Source organism: Desulfurobacterium sp. (assembly GCF_027028515.1).
In the GTDB taxonomy this organism is placed as follows: Bacteria; Aquificota; Aquificia; order Desulfurobacteriales; family Desulfurobacteriaceae; genus Desulfurobacterium_A.
In genome coordinates this window covers 1-15590 of the sequence record NZ_JALVIW010000024.1, presented here as the reverse complement: position 1 = coordinate 15590, position 15590 = coordinate 1, and the positions used below count along the sequence as shown (strand labels likewise).

Sequence of the window (15590 nt, the reverse complement as noted above, 5' to 3'; positions counted from 1 at the left end):
TAAACGGGTCTTCTATGAACGGCTTTTATGAATGTATCCATTGCCGCTTTCACGGATGTTCCATACTCTATCCTGTATCCCATCCTTGTTAAGGCAAACTCAACAGCTTCAAGTTCTGTCAAAAGGTTAAAGATATCAACATAGCCCATGTGGGAGAGCCTAAAGATTTTTCCTTTAAGGTGATCCTGTCCACCGGCTATGACGATTCCGAACTTTTCCTTTATCCATGAAACGAGCTTCTGCCCGTCTATCCCTTCGGGAACCTTTACCGCTGTTACACCGTTTGCTGGCACTTCTGATAAAAGTTCAAGACCTAAGGCTTTTATTCCTTCTCTTGCACACATTGCTAATATGCGGTGCCTTTCGGCAACATTTTCAAGTCCTTCTTCTTCAATCATCTTTAGCGCTTCGTTTAGTCCCACTATAAGGTTTACAGCTGGTGTGTATGCAGTTTGTCCTTTTGCTTGATTCTTAATCTCTTTTGCAAGGTCAAAGTAATAGACACTCCTTTTTCTTTCAAGACGCTTTTTAGCCTTCTCGTTAAGTGAAATAATGGCAAGTCCAGGCGGTGTCATCAGAGCCTTTTGGGAACCTGTTATTGCAACGTCTATATTCCAGTCATCAACAGGAATGTCATACACACCAAAAGCTGTTATACCATCAGCAACTAATATCACATCATCATATTTTGATGTAATTTCACCTATCGCTCTTACATCGTTGTAAACACCCGTTGATGTTTCGCATATTTGAACAAGAACACCTTTTACGTTTGGGTTTTTCTCTATTGCTTCCTTTATATCTTCGACCTTTACCGCTCTTCCCCATTCAAGTTCTATTACTACAGGTTTGACGCCAAACGCTTCACAGAGCTCTTTCCACCTTTTTCCGAACTTTCCGCCTACCACGACGACGGCGCTATCACCGGGAGCAAACAGGTTGGCAACAGCTGCTTCCATTGCACCTGTTCCGGAAGCTGTTAGAATAAGCGTGTCTCTTTCGGTTCTGAAAAACTTTTTCAGTCTTTCTATCGTTTCGGAGAAGATGGCTTTAAATTCCGGTGAGCGGTGATATAGCGTGTGGGCTGACATTGCCTGAAGAACCCTTTCGGGAACTATTGTCGGTCCCGGGGTTAGCAGTCTTGTTTTGATCGGTTTCAAAGCAGCCTCCTTCTATTTTAAGTTTTTTTATTTCGCTGGTTAGAAATTATACCCGTTTTTTCTCTCTCAAATTTTTGAAGAAGTTTTTCATCAACATTTCCACTTCTGGAATGTAAATTTTTGCCGTTTCAACCCGGTGGTTTGTTTCCGGATGGGAAAGTGTTGAGAAGAGACTTTCAACACCCCCGAATTTTGGATCCGGAATGGCGTAAACTACTCTTTTTATACGGGCTTGAATGATGGCACCGCAGCACATTATACACGGTTCTACCGTTGAGTATAAAGTGCAATCGTTAAGTCTCCAGGAATTTAATCTTCTTGAAGCTTCCTCTATGGCGATGATTTCTGCGTGGGCTGTTGGTTTTTGAAGAAACTCTTTTCTGTTAAATCCTCTTCCTATAATTCGGTCATCCTTCACGATTACAGCACCTATAGGGACTTCCCCGTATCTGTATGCCTTTTCTGCTTCTTTTAAGGCTTCAAGTAGAAATTCAACATCTCTTTTCACGGAAAATTCCTTTAGAGGGATTTAGAGAAAATTTATGATTGATAATGTTTGAGGGGAAGGGATGATGGAAAGTGGCGCGCCCGGCAGGAGTCGAACCCGCAACCTTGGGATCCGTAGTCCCACGCTCTATCCAGTTGAGCTACGGGCGCGCGTACCGAAGGTAAAATATAATCAAAATCTTCCCGGTTGCAAGTTGTTTAAACGTTTTCATCCAGCAGGGTTGCGAAGTATTCGGCAAGAAAAGAGAGAAAGGTTATGTCATCTTTTGAAAAGCCCTCTTTTTATTTCTGTCTATTCTCGGTTTGATTGGTGCTATTTTCAGTTTGATTGGTACTGTTGGTTGAGTTGCCAGCGGAAATGGTTTTATTTTCGTTTTCTTCTTTTAGACAGGGTGTACAGGTTGATGGGTTTAAGGTTTCTATAAAATTTGATGGTACAAATTTGCCGTTTACGCACACGCCGGCAAAGTCACCAAAGTTGTTAAAGACAAACCCCGAGGTTTGAGTGCAGTTTCCGTAAAATGGCATAATAATAGGTTCTCCGTTATCCATCCCCGGGACAATGACTCCTTTATCTATGAATGGTCCGGATTTAACCGCCGGTACCCACATGCCGGTTATGTCATAGTCTATCAGATAGAGACTTCCACATTTGTAAACTTGTTTGGCATTTTCAAGTGTTATGCCGCCCTGTATTAGTGTTTTTATAAACGGCCATTCAAGTTCAGATATTGTAAGAACATAAGCTTCTGTTTGATTCCCGTTCTGCGTCACTTTAAGAACGACAGCTGGGTGCAGTGTGATGCCTTCTTTGATTTCTGATAGGTTCTTTGTTACAACTTCCTCCAGTCGGTAGAGTTCTTTCTGTGTTAATGTTGTGTTTTCTTGTTTTTTTACTATTGGAATTTCTTTTTTTCCAAAAATTAAGGATAAAAAGAAAGATGGCTTATAAAGAAAAAGGAAAATGGCCGCCATAAATGTAACTGCTAATCCTGCAAAAACACCTATAACTATTAGAAGTTTATTCTTTAAGGCCATATTTTGCTATCACCTCTTGAGCTTTTATGCCCCATTTTGAGTCAGGATTGATTTTATAACATTTTATCAGGAATTTCTTTGCAAGTGGTGTATTTTTTTCGTTTAAATAAATAATGCCGAGGCGATAGTACACTTCCTGCATGTCTGGAAAGCGTTTTATTATCTGATAGTACAGCAGTTTTGCGTCTTCGGTTTTTCCTTCTTTTTCAAGTATTTCACCAAGTTTCACATAGGCCGGTGCAAAGTCAAGGTTGTTTCTTATTGCAAGATTAAGATATCTTTTTGCCTTTTTTAGGTGTCCTTCTTTTTCTTCTATAAGAGCCAATTTGTAATATGCAACTTCAGGTTTTAGAAATAACGGGTTAGACAGGGCTTTAAGGTAATACTGCTTTGCTTCTTCTATTTTTCCTTCATCTTCAGCTATTGCTGCTAAATTCATGTAGGCTTCAGAAAAGTTAGAATCGATGTCAAGAGCTTTACGTATATATTTTACTGCCGATTTTGTATCACCTCTAACGTAAAATGCATATCCTATCATGTTGTAGATTTTTGGATCATCTGGATTTAAATCTTTTGCCTTAAAAAGGTATTTAAGTGCAAGTGGAATGTCACCAAGTTGCAAGTAGGAAACCCCTATTTCATAGAAACCATCTGCCTTTTCTTTCTTCGAAAGTGCCTTTGTTTCCTGAATAGGCGGTGCCACTACAAGTTTTGGCTTGTCCTGAGGTGTTCCCGTTATGCACGAAGAGATTATAATTGCAGGTATTACTGCTATCAGCAGTTTTCTCATCTTCCACCCTTTATTAAAAATAAAGCTTCGGTTCTTGTGGGTTCATTTCTCAATATACCTTTAATTGCACTTGTAATGGTAAAAGAACCTGGTTTTTTAGCGCCTCTCATTATCATGCAGAGATGCTGAGCTTCAACTATTACCATTACACCTTTTGCATTAAACTTTTCCATTATGGCGTTGGCAATCTGTTCTGTCATTCTTTCCTGAAGTTGAAGCCTCTTTGCGTAAACATCGGCTATTCTGGCGAGTTTTGAGAGGCCTGTAACCTTTTCCTCACTTGGTATGTACGCTATATGTATCTTTCCAAAGAACGGCAACATGTGGTGTTCGCACATTGAGAAAAAAGGTATGTCTTTAACTATTATCATTTCGTCGTACTTTTCGCTGAATAGAACTGAGTGGTTTTCCGGTGAGTCTTCGTAGCCTGCTAAAATCTCTTCGTACATGTTTGCAACGCGTTTCGGCGTGTCTTTCAGCCCTTCTCTTTCAGGGTTTTCACCGATAGCTATGAGGATTTCTCTTACAGCCCTTTCTATTCTCTTTTTGTCTATCACTTTTCCTCCACTACATTTCAAGTTGAGGGTTGAAGCCCGGCGGTAAATCTCTCTTCTCTTCTTTTCTGTTTGTGTTTTGAGGAGGTGTTGGATTTTCAGGGGGCTTTTTTTCGCTGCTAAGTTCCCCGTTCATTGCAAGGTCAATCTCTTCCCCTGTTAAGGTTTCTCTTTCAAGGAGAGCTTTAGCAAGATTTTCAAGCTTTTCAAAGTTGTTTGTAATCAGTTCTTTTGCCTTTTCGTAAGTTTCTGTGATTATCCTTTTTACTTCTTTATCAACTAATCTTTTGAGGTCTTCACTTACTATTTCTGTAGGTTCACCAAACTGCTCTTTCATTTTTATGGCAATGGGTCCTATCTTTTCACTCATTCCCCACTCTGCAACCATCTTTCTTGCGATTTCAGTTGCTCTCTCTATGTCGTTACCAGCACCGGTTGATATTGTTCCAAGGGCAACTTCTTCGGCAACTCTTCCACCGAACAGGACGCATAATTTATCAAGGAGGTATTCTTTGGTGTAAGTGTACTTATCATCTTCTGGCAGTTGCTGCGTAATTCCAAGAGCTTTTCCACGGGGAATTATCGTTACCTTGTGAACCCTGTCTGCGTTTGGCAGAAGCTTTGCCACAAGTGTGTGTCCGGCTTCGTGGTAAGCGGTTGTTATTTTCTCCCTTTCATTTAGAACCATGCTCTTCCTTTCAATTCCCATTGTTACTTTGTCTTTTGCCTCTTCAAAATCTTCCATCATTATCTTTCCATGTCCCTTTCTTGCAGCTATGAGTGCTGCTTCATTAACTATATTCGCAAGGTCGGCGCCTGAGAAACCTGGAGTTGAACGGGCAATAACTTCAAGGTCAACATCTTCTGCAAGTGGTTTGTTCTTGGTATGGATTTTGAGGATTTCAAGTCTTCCTTTAACGTCTGGAAGAGGAACGTAAATTTGTCTGTCAAACCTTCCGGGTCTTAGCAGTGCCCTGTCAAGAATATCCGGTCTGTTTGTTGCACCGATTACTATGATACCTTCGTTGCTTTCAAAACCGTCCATCTCTACAAGGAGCTGGTTTAATGTTTGTTCCCTTTCGTCATGACCGCCTGTGAATCCTGCACCTCTTTTTCTGCCGACTGCGTCAATTTCGTCAATAAATACTATACACGGTGCGTTTTTCTTAGCCTGGTCAAAGAGATCTCTTACTCTTGATGCACCAACGCCAACAAACATCTCTACAAATTCTGAGCCGCTGACGGACAGGAATGGAACGTTGGCTTCTCCTGCTATCGCCTTTGCAAGGAGGGTTTTACCTGTTCCGGGTGCTCCTGCTAAGAGGATGCCTTTTGGAATTTTTCCACCAAGTTGCTGGTACTTTTTAGGATTTCTCAAGAATTCAACAATTTCAGCCACTTCTTCCTTAATTTCATCAATACCTGCCACATCTTTAAATGTTACTTTGGGTTTGTTGTCTATAAATATCTTTGCCCTGCTTTTTGCAAAGGAAAGTGCTTTGCTTCCGCCGGCGTTCATCTGTCTCATCATGCTTATCCAGATAACTATTAAAAATATCATAGGCAGCCAGGATACGAGAACAGTTATATACCAAGGGCTCCCCTCTTCAGGTTTTACGTTTATTTCAACTTTCTTCTCTGTTAACTGCTTAACAAGGTCTGGATAGTACGGCGTGTAAGTTTCAAATTCTTTTCCTTCTTTCGTGACGCCGGTTATCTGCTGTCCTTTTATCGTTACCTTTTTAACTTCACCTTTTTCAACCTCTTGGAGGAATGTAGAAAACGGGATATTCTGTCTTGTAAACTGTGGTGAGCTGAAGAAGTTGAAGGCTATTATCATAAGGAGAGCTATTGTTATCCAGAGTGCTACGCTTTTTAAAACATCTTGAAGCCGGTTCATCTTTCACTCCTTATGTTGTCGTTTTCTGCAACTGCTATGTATGGAAGGTCTCGATAGAGTTCGTTCACATCAAGTCCGTATCCAACAACAAATTTATCAGGTATTTTAAATCCTACAAAGTCTGCCTTGAAGTCTTTCTCTCTCTTTTTTTCAAGAAGCACGCACGTTTTTAGCTGTGCGGGTTCTCTCTTTTTCAACTCTTTCGTTGCGAACTTTAGAGAACCACCAGTATCAAGTATATCATCTATGATAAGGACATTTTTTCCTTTTATGTCACATTCTACATCGTATAGAAGTTTATCCTCTCTCTTTTCCATTCCTTCGTAACTTTTGATTCTCATAAATTCTACTTCAACTTCCGTTTTCATTTCTCTAATGAGGTCCGCTGTAAATATAAAAGCTCCCTTTAATATGCACACTGCTGTAACTTTTTCACCGTTGAAGGCTTCTGAGATTTCCCTTCCAAGTTCTTTAAGTCTTTTCTTGATCTCTTCTTCAGGTATCAATATTTTCAATTCCACCTTCATACCTCACCGATATTTTCTTTTTGCTTTCCTTAATATATGTTTTTTTGTAGAGACCTGGAATCCATATGACTTCATTTTCACCTGTAACCAGGAGGGGTATGGCGTTACGGATGTTAAAGGGAGTTTTCTTTTCGTTAAAAAACTTCTTAAGTTTTTTCTTCCCGTATGGGAAAGAGAGCCATTCGCCGCCTTTTCTTGTTCTTAAGAACAACTTCTTCTTGATTTCACTTTTTGGAAATTCAAAATCACCCTTTCCGCCTTCAAGAAATTCAAACGTTCCTGAAGGTGTTTCTATCTTTGCGGGAATTTCTTTTATTTCAATTTCAAAAGAGCTTTTCTTGTCATCTTTTCTACATAAGATAAGGTGTGTCTGTGTTTTTAGAACCTTAAAACCGTTTTTTAAGTTTAAACTTCCGCTTTTTTTTCTTTTTGCGAGTTTAATAATAGAACTGAGCTTGTTTGCGCTTAATGTTTCACCTGAAAGTTTTGAAAATGCTTTTTGAAGGATGGTTTTTGCCATGAACGGGTGGAGAGATAATAGTGATTTTAGATCGATTGAGAAGCTGTTTTCTGTAAAGATTCCCTGTTTTAGTGCTGTTTCCGTTTCGTTTTCTATGAAATCTTCCAATTCCCTGAAAGTTTCGGCTTCTTTAAGGAATGTTCTTTCTATAGAAGGATTTATCCTTTTAAGGTGCGGTATTACGTGAAGCCTTATAAGGTTTCTTGAGAACTTTGTATCAAAGTTTGAAGAGTCTATTCTAAAGTGTATGTTGTTGCTTTTAAGATACTCTTCAACCTCTTCACGAGTGATTTCAAACAGTGGCCTTACTATATTATCCCTCTTTGGGAGAAAACCCCTTAATCCTTTTATACCAGTACCTTTAGATAGGTTAAATATGATGGTTTCACACAGGTCAGATGCGGTATGTCCGACGGCGATTTTATCGGCTTTTAGTTTATTGGCTGTTGCTTGTAAAAATTTGTATCTTTCTTTTCTTGCAGTATCCTCGACGTTTTTTCCCTGAGATATTCTTTTGACATCGGTGCTTCCCACGATGAGGGGAATAGACAACTTTTGACATAAGTTTTTAACAAAAATCTCATCTATGTCTGATTCTTCGCCTCTAAGTTTGTGGTTAAAGTGAGCAGCGTATATTTTTATGTTTAAAGTTTGTGAAAAATTTTTTAACATGTGTAAAAGTGCAACCGAATCAGGTCCTCCGGATACTGCACAGAGAACTGTGTCATTTGGTGCTATTAGAGAGAACTTCTTAATGGTAGAGAGAACCTTCTCTTCTATTTTCATTATTCCTGATGGAAGGAAATTTGGTGGCGACGGGTGGAGTCGAACCACCGACCTGGCGGGTATGAGCCGCCCGCTCTAACCACCTGAGCCACGTCGCCACTTTTGATGGCTTCAAATATAGCCATTCTGCCTTTAAATGTCAACGAATTTTGTATAAAATTCACCATCTACCATTGAATTATGGAGGCGATTGTGGGAAAGAGAGTTGTTTTAGCCTATTCAGGTGGACTTGATACGTCTGTAATAGTTAGATGGTTAACAGACAGAGGTTTTGAGGTTATAACTTACACTGCTGATGTTGGTCAGGGTGAGGAGCTTTCGGAGATAGAACCGAAAGCCAGGATGGCCGGTGCCGTAGAGGCGGTTATAGATGATATTAAAGAGGAGTTTGCAAGAGAGTACTGCATGCCTTTGATGAGGGCTGGCGCTCTTTATGAGGGTAAATATCCTTTGCTCTCTGCCCTTTCAAGGCCTCTTATAGCGAAAAAACTTGTTGAACTTGCTCACAAAGTTGGTGCCGATTATGTTGCTCACGGTTCGACGGGGAAAGGTAACGACCAGGTGAGGTTCGAGGCTTCTGTCTGGGCACTTGATCCTGATATTGAAGTTCTTGCACCTGTTAGAGAGTGGGAGTTTAAATCAAGGGATGAAGAGATTGAGTACGCTGCAAAGCATGGAATTCCCGTTGTAGCCACTAAGGAAAAACCCTATTCTTACGACAGAAACCTATGGGGTGTTGCGATAGAGTCGGGTCCCCTTGAAGACCTTGAGACAGAACCCCCTGAAGATGCTTTCGTTCTTACGACTTCACCACTTAAGGCACCTGACGAGCCTGAGTATGTTGAGATTGAGTTTAAGGAGGGAACGCCTGTTGCACTTAACGGAAAAGTTTATTCTGAGCTGTGGAAGCTTATATGGGATTTAAACGAGATTGCCGGTAGGCACGGTTTCGGAAGAATTGATATGGTTGAGAACAGACTGGTGGGAATTAAAACGAGGGAAGTTTACGAATCACCTGCCGGTCTTATGCTTATAAGGGCTTATGATGAGCTTGAGAGTATCGTTCTTGACAGATTCACATATCACTATAAGATTACTCACATCAAACATCCTTACGCAGAAGTTGTTTACAACGGATTGTGGTTCACAACGTTGAGGGAATCCCTTGATGCATTTAATAACAATATAGCTAAGCTTATTACCGGTAAAGTTAGATTTAAGCTTTTCAAAGGTAATGCCACCGTTGTCGGAAGAAGTGCAGAGAAGTCTATGTATCTTGAAGACTTAGCAACATATAGTCCGAAAGATGCTTTTGATCACAAGGCCGGAGCTGCCTTTACTAAGGTGTGGAGTTTACCTTTGAAAGTTGCCGGAAGAGTTAGAAGAAAATCCTAAGGAGGAACTATAAATGGCTTGCACGCTGAACAAGAGAGAGGGAGTTGTTTACGAGGCTAAAATTTCTTTTGAGCCTGAGAAAGTTGAGAAGGAAGTAAATGAGATCTGCAAGGAGATAAGGAAGAGTGCCAAGATTCCCGGTTTTAGACCTGGGAAGGCACCGGTAAACATAATAAAGAAGCAGTATAAGAATCTTATAGAAGAAAATCTTGTAAGAGCTCTTGTTCCAGAAGAGCTTGACAGTGCGATAAAGGATGCAGGTTTAACTGTAATATCGGAACCTCTAATAGAGGAGCTGAACTTTGATGATAAGAAGAACACTCTAAATTGTGTTGTTGTTTTCGAAGTTAAACCGGAAATTGATATTAAGCCTGAAGATTATAAAGGAGTGAAGGTTACAAAAACTGTAAGAAAGATAACTGATAAAGATGTTGAGAGGGTTGTAGAGTCTCTTTTAAACAGAGAGGCTAAATTTGAAGAGGTTGACAGACCTGTAGAAAAAGGTGATCTTGTAGAGCTTGAATACACGGCGATTATTGATGGTGAAGAGAAGAGCGGTAACGTTGTTGCTGTTACTGGAGAAAATCAGCTCTGGCCTGAAGTTGATGAGGCAATTGTAGGTAAAAAGAGAGGTGATGAAGGTGAAGTTTCTTTTAGAGCTGCAGAAGATGAAAAGTATGGAGATGCTGCAGGAAAAGATGTTACGCTTAAGTTCAAAATTCTTTCTGTAAAGGCGAAGAACCTTCCTGAGCTTAACGATGAGTTTGCCAAAAAGTTTGGTGCTGAATCTGTTGAGGACCTCAAGAAAAAGATAAGAGAAGATCTTGAAAAAGCTGAAGCGGACAGGCAGCAGGAAGAGGTTGAAGATAAGATAGTTGAAGAACTTCTTAAGAAGGTGGATATCCCTGTTCCCGTGTCTTTACTTAAGATGGAAATAGAGGCCCAGGCTGAGAATCAGATAATGAGGCTTGCACAGTTTGGGGTTGATGTTAAGCAGATTTCACCACAAACAATAGCAGAGATGGTTAAGCCTACTGCAGAGAAGACGGTAAAGGTTAAACTCCTCCTTGAGAAGATTGCAGAGCTTGAAGGAATAGAGGTTACAGATGAAGATGTTGAAAAAGAGATAGAAAGACTTGCGGATATGGCTTTTGGCGGTGATACTGTTTTAGCAAGGCAATCTCTTGAAGAGAGAGGGCTTCTTCCTATGGTAAGGCAGGATGTTTTAAGGCAAAAGGCTCTCGATAAACTTATTGAGCTTGCTGAAATTAAAGAAGTAGAAGCTGACGCGGAAAGTAAGGAATAATAAAAATTAACGTTTGGAAAGTTGTTTTACCCCCTGCAATGCAGGGGGTTTTTATTTTTGTTTAAGTTTTTCTTAATGATTTTGTTTGCTAAATTTCTAATGCAGCGCTATATTCAATGACAGCAAATGTTCTTGATATTAAATGGCAGGGGGATAAAAAGATAAGCTGTTGAAAATTTCTTAACCGATTGGTATTGTTTTGAATATAGTTTATAAGGTTATTTTTAACCGTTATAAGGAGAAAGAATGAAAGTTATCTGTGTGGCACTTTTCCTGGTTTTTACTTTTGTAGCTCCATCGTTTGCGGATCCTAAGCCTCTTGGTTTTGAACTTGGGAAGGCATCTTATTCTCAAATGGCAAGTAAATATGAGATGGTAAAGGAGAAACCTTTACCGGGTATGGATGTAGATGTTTATGAGATTAATCCTAAAAGTACCGGTTTGAGGTATATTGAAAAAGTAACGGCAATTTTTAATAAAAAGTCGCTACTAATGTCAGTAATAATGATTTATCCTCGAACATATTTTGATTCTCTTTACAGGCAACTTGTTTCAAAGTATAAAGTGATTTATTCTCACCTTCCAGTGGTTGGAACGAAGTATGTGAGGTTTATAGATGGAAATACGGTTATTATTCTGAAACAGCCGTATCTAAAATACACAACAACAGTTATCTACGTTCGTAAAGAACTTTTAGTACCGCCACGCTAACGGTTATTAAGTATTTAGCAGCTGGAGCATCTCTCTGTCATTTATGAGTTCGGAAAAGTGCTCTTTTACTCTTTGGGTTTTCCACCTTTCAGCAGTTACAATTGATTTAAGCTTTTCAAAAGCCTCTTGAAGCCTATCATTTATTATGATGTAGTCATATCTGGTTGCAAGACTTAATTCCCTTCTTGCTATTAGTAACCTCTTTTCAATTGTTTCCTCATCTTCCGTTCCTCTGCTTCTCAGTCTCCGTTCAAGTTCTTTTAGGGATGGTGGAAGTATGAATATCAGAACCGCTTCCGGATAATTTTTCTTTACCTGCAAAGCCCCCTGCGTGTCTATGTCAAGAAGGACATCTTTTCCTTCGTTTAACGCTTTTAAAACTTTATCTTTTGGTGTTCCGTAGAAGTTCCCGTAAACTTCTGCCCATTCAAGTAGTTCGTTCTTCTCTATTTTTTTCTCAAACTCTTCAAGGGATATAAAATAGTAATCTTTTCCATCAACTTCGCCGGGTCTTGGTTTTCTCGTTGTGCACGATATGGAAAACTCTATTTGGGGAAAAGATCTCATTAGCATGTTTACAAGTGTTGTTTTTCCCGTTCCGGACGGTGCTGATATAACAATTAGAAGTCCTTTCATCATTTACTCCACGTTCTGGACCTGTTCCTTTATCCTTGCTATTTCTGTTTTAATTTTCAAAACTGATTCGGTTGCATTTATCTCTTTCAGTTTTGATCCCAATGTGTTTATTTCTCTATGCATTTCCTGACATAGAAAATCCATCGTTTTACCTGAAAAATCTTCATTTAAAAGCTGATAAAACCGCTTTATATGAGATTTAAGCCTTGTAATTTCTTCTGTGACGTCTTGCTTTTCAGCAATTAGTACTATCTCAAGCTCAATTCTTTTGCTGATTTCTTCATCATCTGGTTCAAACAGTTTTTTAACTTTTTCCGTTAAGCGTTTTTTGATTTTCTCATTTATGGAATTAGCCTTCTCCTCAATATCGTGAAGGATTGCTTCTATTTTTTTTAGTCTGCTTTCAATATCTTTTTTTAGCTTCTCACCCTCTTTTTTACGCTCTGCGTCCAGCTGCATCAAGGCGTTTTCAAGGGCCTCTATGAAGACCTCTTCGCTTCCCGATATATCTATATCTTCTTTAGAGAAGATGTCGTGCATGGATAAGAGGTCTCTCATATTTATCTCTATCTTTCTTCCAGAAGTTCCTTCTATTTTCTTTATGGCGTCTATATAGGTTTTTGCCATTGAGTAGTTTATACTTACCGGAATTTCAACGTCGGGACTCAGCTTATAGTTTATGTAAACATCGACCTTTCCCCTTTTCACGTACTCTTTCACTTTACTGTTTAACCTATTTAGAAGATTGTTAACAATTCTTGGAAGGTTGATTCTCAAATCTAAATTCTTGCTGTTGATAGATTTTACTTCTACCGTAACGGTGATAAAGTCATTGCTTGCTTCACTTTTTCCATAGCCTGTCATACTCTTCACGTTTACTCTCCCTTAAAAAATCTTGGATTGACCTGAATTTTGGCTTTGTTCTGCAGGAACTGTATGTATGATTGAAGTGCTGCTTTACGCTTTTCACCAAGCAGGAACTCCTTCAATGTTTTGACTTTTTCTTTATCCATGCTTTTAACAGTTGCTGCTGTTATGGGTTCCACGACCACATATCCTTTAAGCGTTTTGAAAGGACCGTACACTTTACCGGTTTTACCTTTAACTATCATTGCTGTTATTTCGCCGTTTAAGTCTATTAGTTCAAGCCTTTTTGCAAGTTCTTTCCCGCTAATTTCTCCCGTCTCTTTTCCTTTATCTAAATTTCCGCTATTTGCTGCTTTTTCAGCCTTGCTGAATGCCAGTTTTACCGCTTTTTCTTTTTTAATCAGATTTATAATTTCCCTCCTGGCTTCTTTTAATGAAAGGGTTCTGCTTTTCTGTTGTTTTTGATAAATAATAAATTTGTTTGGCTTTTCTACATAGCCGTAAAGACCCCCTCTGGAGTTGATGTCTTTAAGTAATTTTTTATCTTTAACGATGACCGGTTTAATTTCATTAAAAGACGACAGTTTCCCTTTTTTTGCAAGTTCATATGCTCTTTTAACAAGCTCTTTTGCGTTTTTCGTTTTCGCTGGGATTTCAACAGCAACGATAACTACTTTATTTTCTTTGAACAAATTGCGGTGCTTATTGTAGTAATTTTTTATTTCTTCTGAAGACACTTTAACTTTCGAGGGTTCTATGTTAAACATTTTATACTTGTAATTCCTTTTTCCAAAAACAGCTTTGTAATAGATTTGTAGCTCTGTAGGTGTAACTGATGCTACATTTTCAACAATTGTTTGAAGCTTCTCTATTAGTAGATCTTCTCTTATCTGATTTTCGAACATTTCTGGAGGCATATGGTTTTGCTGAAGCCACTTTTTGTAAAGTTCCACGGAGAATTTGCCGTCCTTTTGAAAGGCAGGGAAGCTTTCTATTTTATCTGCGACAGCCTCATCACTTACCTTTAATCCTTCTCTTTCCGCTGCATCAAGCAAAAGTGTTCTTAGCAAAAGCTGACGGAGTGCTTCGGATTTTGCCTGCTTTTCCTTCATTCCAGATGAAGTTAACCTGTCAACCAATCTATAAAACTCGTCTGCCGGTATGGCTTTACCGTTAACGGTCGCAACTTCGTTTGTTCCCGGTCCTGATACAGAACCTTTTCCCCATACTAAGAAAATAGTTAAAACAAAAGAAGCAGTTACTATCCAGAGAGGTATGCTAAATAACTTCATGTTTTTTCTGATATTAGCAAGCATTAATAAACCTCCAGCCTATTGAAAATTCTCGAATTAAATTTATACTTTAAAATTGAAGATATCTCAAGCAGGAGTTGTTTCATTTGAAAGGTTATAAGAAAGAAATAGATTCTGTCATTAAAGAAGCGCGTCGTTTAATTGAGAGTAAAAAATATCATCGTGCTATTTCCGAGCTGGAAAAACATAAAGCCTATTCAAGAGATGTTGAGTATTTTCTTCTCCTTGCAGAGGCTTACGAAAGGATAGGAAATGAAGAAAAGGCAGAAGAATACTTTGAACAGGCGAGATTCCTTGAGGCGGCTATAAAGTCAAAGGAGCAGCTTAAAAAGAGTCACTTCCTTATAAAGAGAAAGGAATATGTTAAGGCAAGGGAGGCGCTTCTTGAGGCTATAAATCTTAATCCATTTGAACCTGAAATTTATGTTGAACTGCATAAACTTTATAAACGGCAGGGGTTAAAAAAAGAGGCGGCTAAAGTGCTTAAAAGTTTAATGACAGTTTCTCCTTTTTTAGACTATCCTTATCTTGAACTTGCAGGTCACTATTACTCTACCGGTAATTACGATATGGTAGCTCATATCCTTGAACAGGGTCTTGAAAGGATAAATAAAACTTCGTTTCTCTATGAGAGTGCGAGACTCTATCAGCTTATTGGAGAAATGGAAAAGGCAGAAGATCTTTTAAGGGAAGCCTGCAATAGAGAACCAAAAAATGTGGATCTTCGTCAGAAACTTGTAGATGTTTTGATGGGACTTTCAAAGATAGAGGAGGCCCTGTCTCTTTTACTTGATACTTTGGAACTCTATCCAGACTCACCCTACCTCTTGCAAAGTGTTGCCACTGTTTACGAAATGATGGGTGATGATGAAAAAGCTGAATTCTTTATGAGAAAGGCTGTTTCTGTTAGTGACTCTTTTATAAAAGAAGACAGTCTGAGAATGTTGGCGGATTTTCTTATAGAAAAGGGCAGGATTGATCAGGCAGAAGAAGCGTTGATGGAGATTATAGATACGGCAGAAAGTTCATGGCTTATAATGGATGCCTTTATTGAGCTGGCCCTGATATGTATGGAGCAGAATAGAAATCGATGCGTTATTGATGTTGCTAAAAGGATATTAAAGTCTGATCTATTATCCGAAGAAGAAGTATTTGAACTTTTGGAGATCCTCTCCGACGTTCTGGAAGAGGAAGGCTATATTTTTGCTGCAAGAAGAGTGTGTAAATACATCATTGAGCATTCAAAAAACGAAAAGCAGTTAAAGCGTTGTTATGCAACTGTTAACAGGCTTTCAGAAGTTATTTCCCTTGAGAAAATGTGGAAAAAATGCAGATAACCCCTTGACACGCATCGCCATAGTTTCTATATTTTCCCGCGTCAGGTTTGAACCCGCAGAAGCGGGATGGGGCTTGACACTGGTGAGTTGAAGGCATAAATTTAGCACTCGCCGAAAAAAGCTCTTTGACAACAGAATAAGGGGTGTGTGCCTGCGGAAGCTGGAAATACAGGTTACCTGGAGAGGTAACTTTTAATTGAGGTGTTCCGCAGGTTCGCGAGATAGAGCCTTGCGTACTCTGAA

15 protein-coding genes and 2 tRNA genes are annotated in these 15590 nt (G+C 39.2%); 4 read left to right on the top strand and 13 right to left on the bottom strand.

What is annotated here, in order from left to right:
- The 10 genes from MV676_RS02595 to MV676_RS02550 form a co-directional block, all read right to left on the bottom strand.
- A partial coding sequence (locus MV676_RS02595) for an alanine--glyoxylate aminotransferase family protein (RefSeq protein WP_297445006.1) occupies positions 1-1160 on the bottom strand: 1160 nt, incomplete at its 3' end.
- Between the two features lie 46 nt (positions 1161-1206).
- Complete coding sequence (locus tag MV676_RS02590) at positions 1207-1668, bottom strand: nucleoside deaminase (protein ID WP_022847542.1); 462 nt, start codon at positions 1666-1668, stop codon at positions 1207-1209.
- A gap of 72 nt (positions 1669-1740) precedes the next feature.
- Positions 1741-1817 (bottom strand) — tRNA-Arg (locus tag MV676_RS02585).
- Positions 1818-1949: 132 nt separating this feature from the next.
- Positions 1950-2705 (bottom strand): hypothetical protein, encoded by a 756-nt coding sequence (locus MV676_RS02580; RefSeq protein ID WP_297445003.1) that lies wholly within the window; start codon positions 2703-2705, stop codon positions 1950-1952.
- Positions 2689-3495 carry a tetratricopeptide repeat protein gene (locus tag MV676_RS02575; RefSeq protein ID WP_297445001.1) on the bottom strand — a complete coding sequence of 269 codons (807 nt, stop codon included), beginning with the start codon at positions 3493-3495 and terminating at the stop codon, positions 2689-2691. Before MV676_RS02575 ends, MV676_RS02580 begins: the two co-directional genes overlap by 17 nt.
- Positions 3492-4052 carry a GTP cyclohydrolase I FolE gene (folE, locus tag MV676_RS02570; protein WP_297444998.1) on the bottom strand — a complete coding sequence of 187 codons (561 nt, stop codon included), beginning with the start codon at positions 4050-4052 and terminating at the stop codon, positions 3492-3494. Before folE ends, MV676_RS02575 begins: the two co-directional genes overlap by 4 nt.
- A gap of 10 nt (positions 4053-4062) precedes the next feature.
- Complete coding sequence (gene ftsH / locus MV676_RS02565; protein ID WP_297444996.1) at positions 4063-5949, bottom strand: ATP-dependent zinc metalloprotease FtsH; 1887 nt, start codon at positions 5947-5949, stop codon at positions 4063-4065.
- Positions 5946-6476, bottom strand: a complete 531-nt coding sequence (gene hpt, locus MV676_RS02560; protein ID WP_297444993.1) for a hypoxanthine phosphoribosyltransferase — start codon at positions 6474-6476, stop codon at positions 5946-5948. The genes ftsH and hpt overlap by 4 nt, the downstream gene beginning before the upstream one ends.
- Positions 6445-7782, bottom strand: a complete 1338-nt coding sequence (tilS, locus tag MV676_RS02555) for a tRNA lysidine(34) synthetase TilS (RefSeq protein WP_297444991.1) — start codon at positions 7780-7782, stop codon at positions 6445-6447. Before tilS ends, hpt begins: the two co-directional genes overlap by 32 nt.
- A 21-nt stretch (positions 7783-7803) precedes the next feature.
- Positions 7804-7880: transfer RNA gene (locus tag MV676_RS02550), tRNA-Met, on the bottom strand.
- 94 nt (positions 7881-7974) lie between these two features.
- Here MV676_RS02550 and MV676_RS02545 point away from each other — a divergent pair.
- The 3 genes from MV676_RS02545 (at position 7975) to MV676_RS02535 (ending at position 11194) form a co-directional block, all read left to right on the top strand.
- Complete coding sequence (locus tag MV676_RS02545; protein ID WP_022847535.1) at positions 7975-9177, top strand: argininosuccinate synthase; 1203 nt, start codon at positions 7975-7977, stop codon at positions 9175-9177.
- A 13-nt stretch (positions 9178-9190) separates the two neighbouring features.
- Entirely contained in the window at positions 9191-10483 is a 1293-nt protein-coding gene (gene tig / locus MV676_RS02540; protein WP_297444989.1) for a trigger factor, read from the top strand.
- A 246-nt stretch (positions 10484-10729) separates the two neighbouring features.
- Complete coding sequence (locus MV676_RS02535) at positions 10730-11194, top strand: hypothetical protein (RefSeq protein ID WP_297444987.1); 465 nt, start codon at positions 10730-10732, stop codon at positions 11192-11194.
- 6 nt (positions 11195-11200) lie between these two features.
- Here the strand turns inward: MV676_RS02535 and gmk are convergent, their stop codons facing one another.
- Genes gmk through MV676_RS02520 form a run of 3 tightly spaced genes read right to left on the bottom strand, consistent with a single transcriptional unit; the run spans position 11201 to position 14013 of the window.
- Positions 11201-11833, bottom strand: coding sequence for a guanylate kinase (gene gmk / locus MV676_RS02530; RefSeq protein ID WP_343214952.1), 633 nt, complete (start codon positions 11831-11833; stop codon positions 11201-11203).
- Positions 11834-12694, bottom strand: coding sequence for a YicC/YloC family endoribonuclease (locus MV676_RS02525; protein WP_297445008.1), 861 nt, complete (start codon positions 12692-12694; stop codon positions 11834-11836).
- 11 nt (positions 12695-12705) lie between these two features.
- Positions 12706-14013 carry a peptidylprolyl isomerase gene (locus MV676_RS02520; protein ID WP_297444983.1) on the bottom strand — a complete coding sequence of 436 codons (1308 nt, stop codon included), beginning with the start codon at positions 14011-14013 and terminating at the stop codon, positions 12706-12708.
- A gap of 83 nt (positions 14014-14096) precedes the next feature.
- On the opposite strand from MV676_RS02520, the gene MV676_RS02515 reads away from it, so the two are divergent.
- Positions 14097-15347 carry a tetratricopeptide repeat protein gene (locus tag MV676_RS02515; protein ID WP_022847529.1) on the top strand — a complete coding sequence of 417 codons (1251 nt, stop codon included), beginning with the start codon at positions 14097-14099 and terminating at the stop codon, positions 15345-15347.
- Positions 15348-15590 lie beyond the last annotated feature (243 nt).

What these genes read in the sequence shown, in the direction of transcription:
- MV676_RS02580 (WP_297445003.1), bottom strand. Translation starts at nt 2,705, where the DNA reads ATGGCCTTAAAGAATAAACTTCTAATAGTTATAGGTGTTTTTGCAGGA.
- MV676_RS02575 (WP_297445001.1), bottom strand. Translation starts at nt 3,495, where the DNA reads ATGAGAAAACTGCTGATAGCAGTAATACCTGCAATTATAATCTCTTCG.
- ftsH (WP_297444996.1), bottom strand. Translation starts at nt 5,949, where the DNA reads ATGAACCGGCTTCAAGATGTTTTAAAAAGCGTAGCACTCTGGATAACA.
- hpt (WP_297444993.1), bottom strand. Translation starts at nt 6,476, where the DNA reads ATGAAGGTGGAATTGAAAATATTGATACCTGAAGAAGAGATCAAGAAA.
- tilS (WP_297444991.1), bottom strand. Translation starts at nt 7,782, where the DNA reads ATGAAAATAGAAGAGAAGGTTCTCTCTACCATTAAGAAGTTCTCTCTA.
- tig (WP_297444989.1), top strand. Translation starts at nt 9,191, where the DNA reads ATGGCTTGCACGCTGAACAAGAGAGAGGGAGTTGTTTACGAGGCTAAA.
- MV676_RS02535 (WP_297444987.1), top strand. Translation starts at nt 10,730, where the DNA reads ATGAAAGTTATCTGTGTGGCACTTTTCCTGGTTTTTACTTTTGTAGCT.
- gmk (WP_343214952.1), bottom strand. Translation starts at nt 11,833, where the DNA reads ATGATGAAAGGACTTCTAATTGTTATATCAGCACCGTCCGGAACGGGA.
- MV676_RS02525 (WP_297445008.1), bottom strand. Translation starts at nt 12,694, where the DNA reads ATGACAGGCTATGGAAAAAGTGAAGCAAGCAATGACTTTATCACCGTT.
- MV676_RS02520 (WP_297444983.1), bottom strand. Translation starts at nt 14,013, where the DNA reads ATGCTTGCTAATATCAGAAAAAACATGAAGTTATTTAGCATACCTCTC.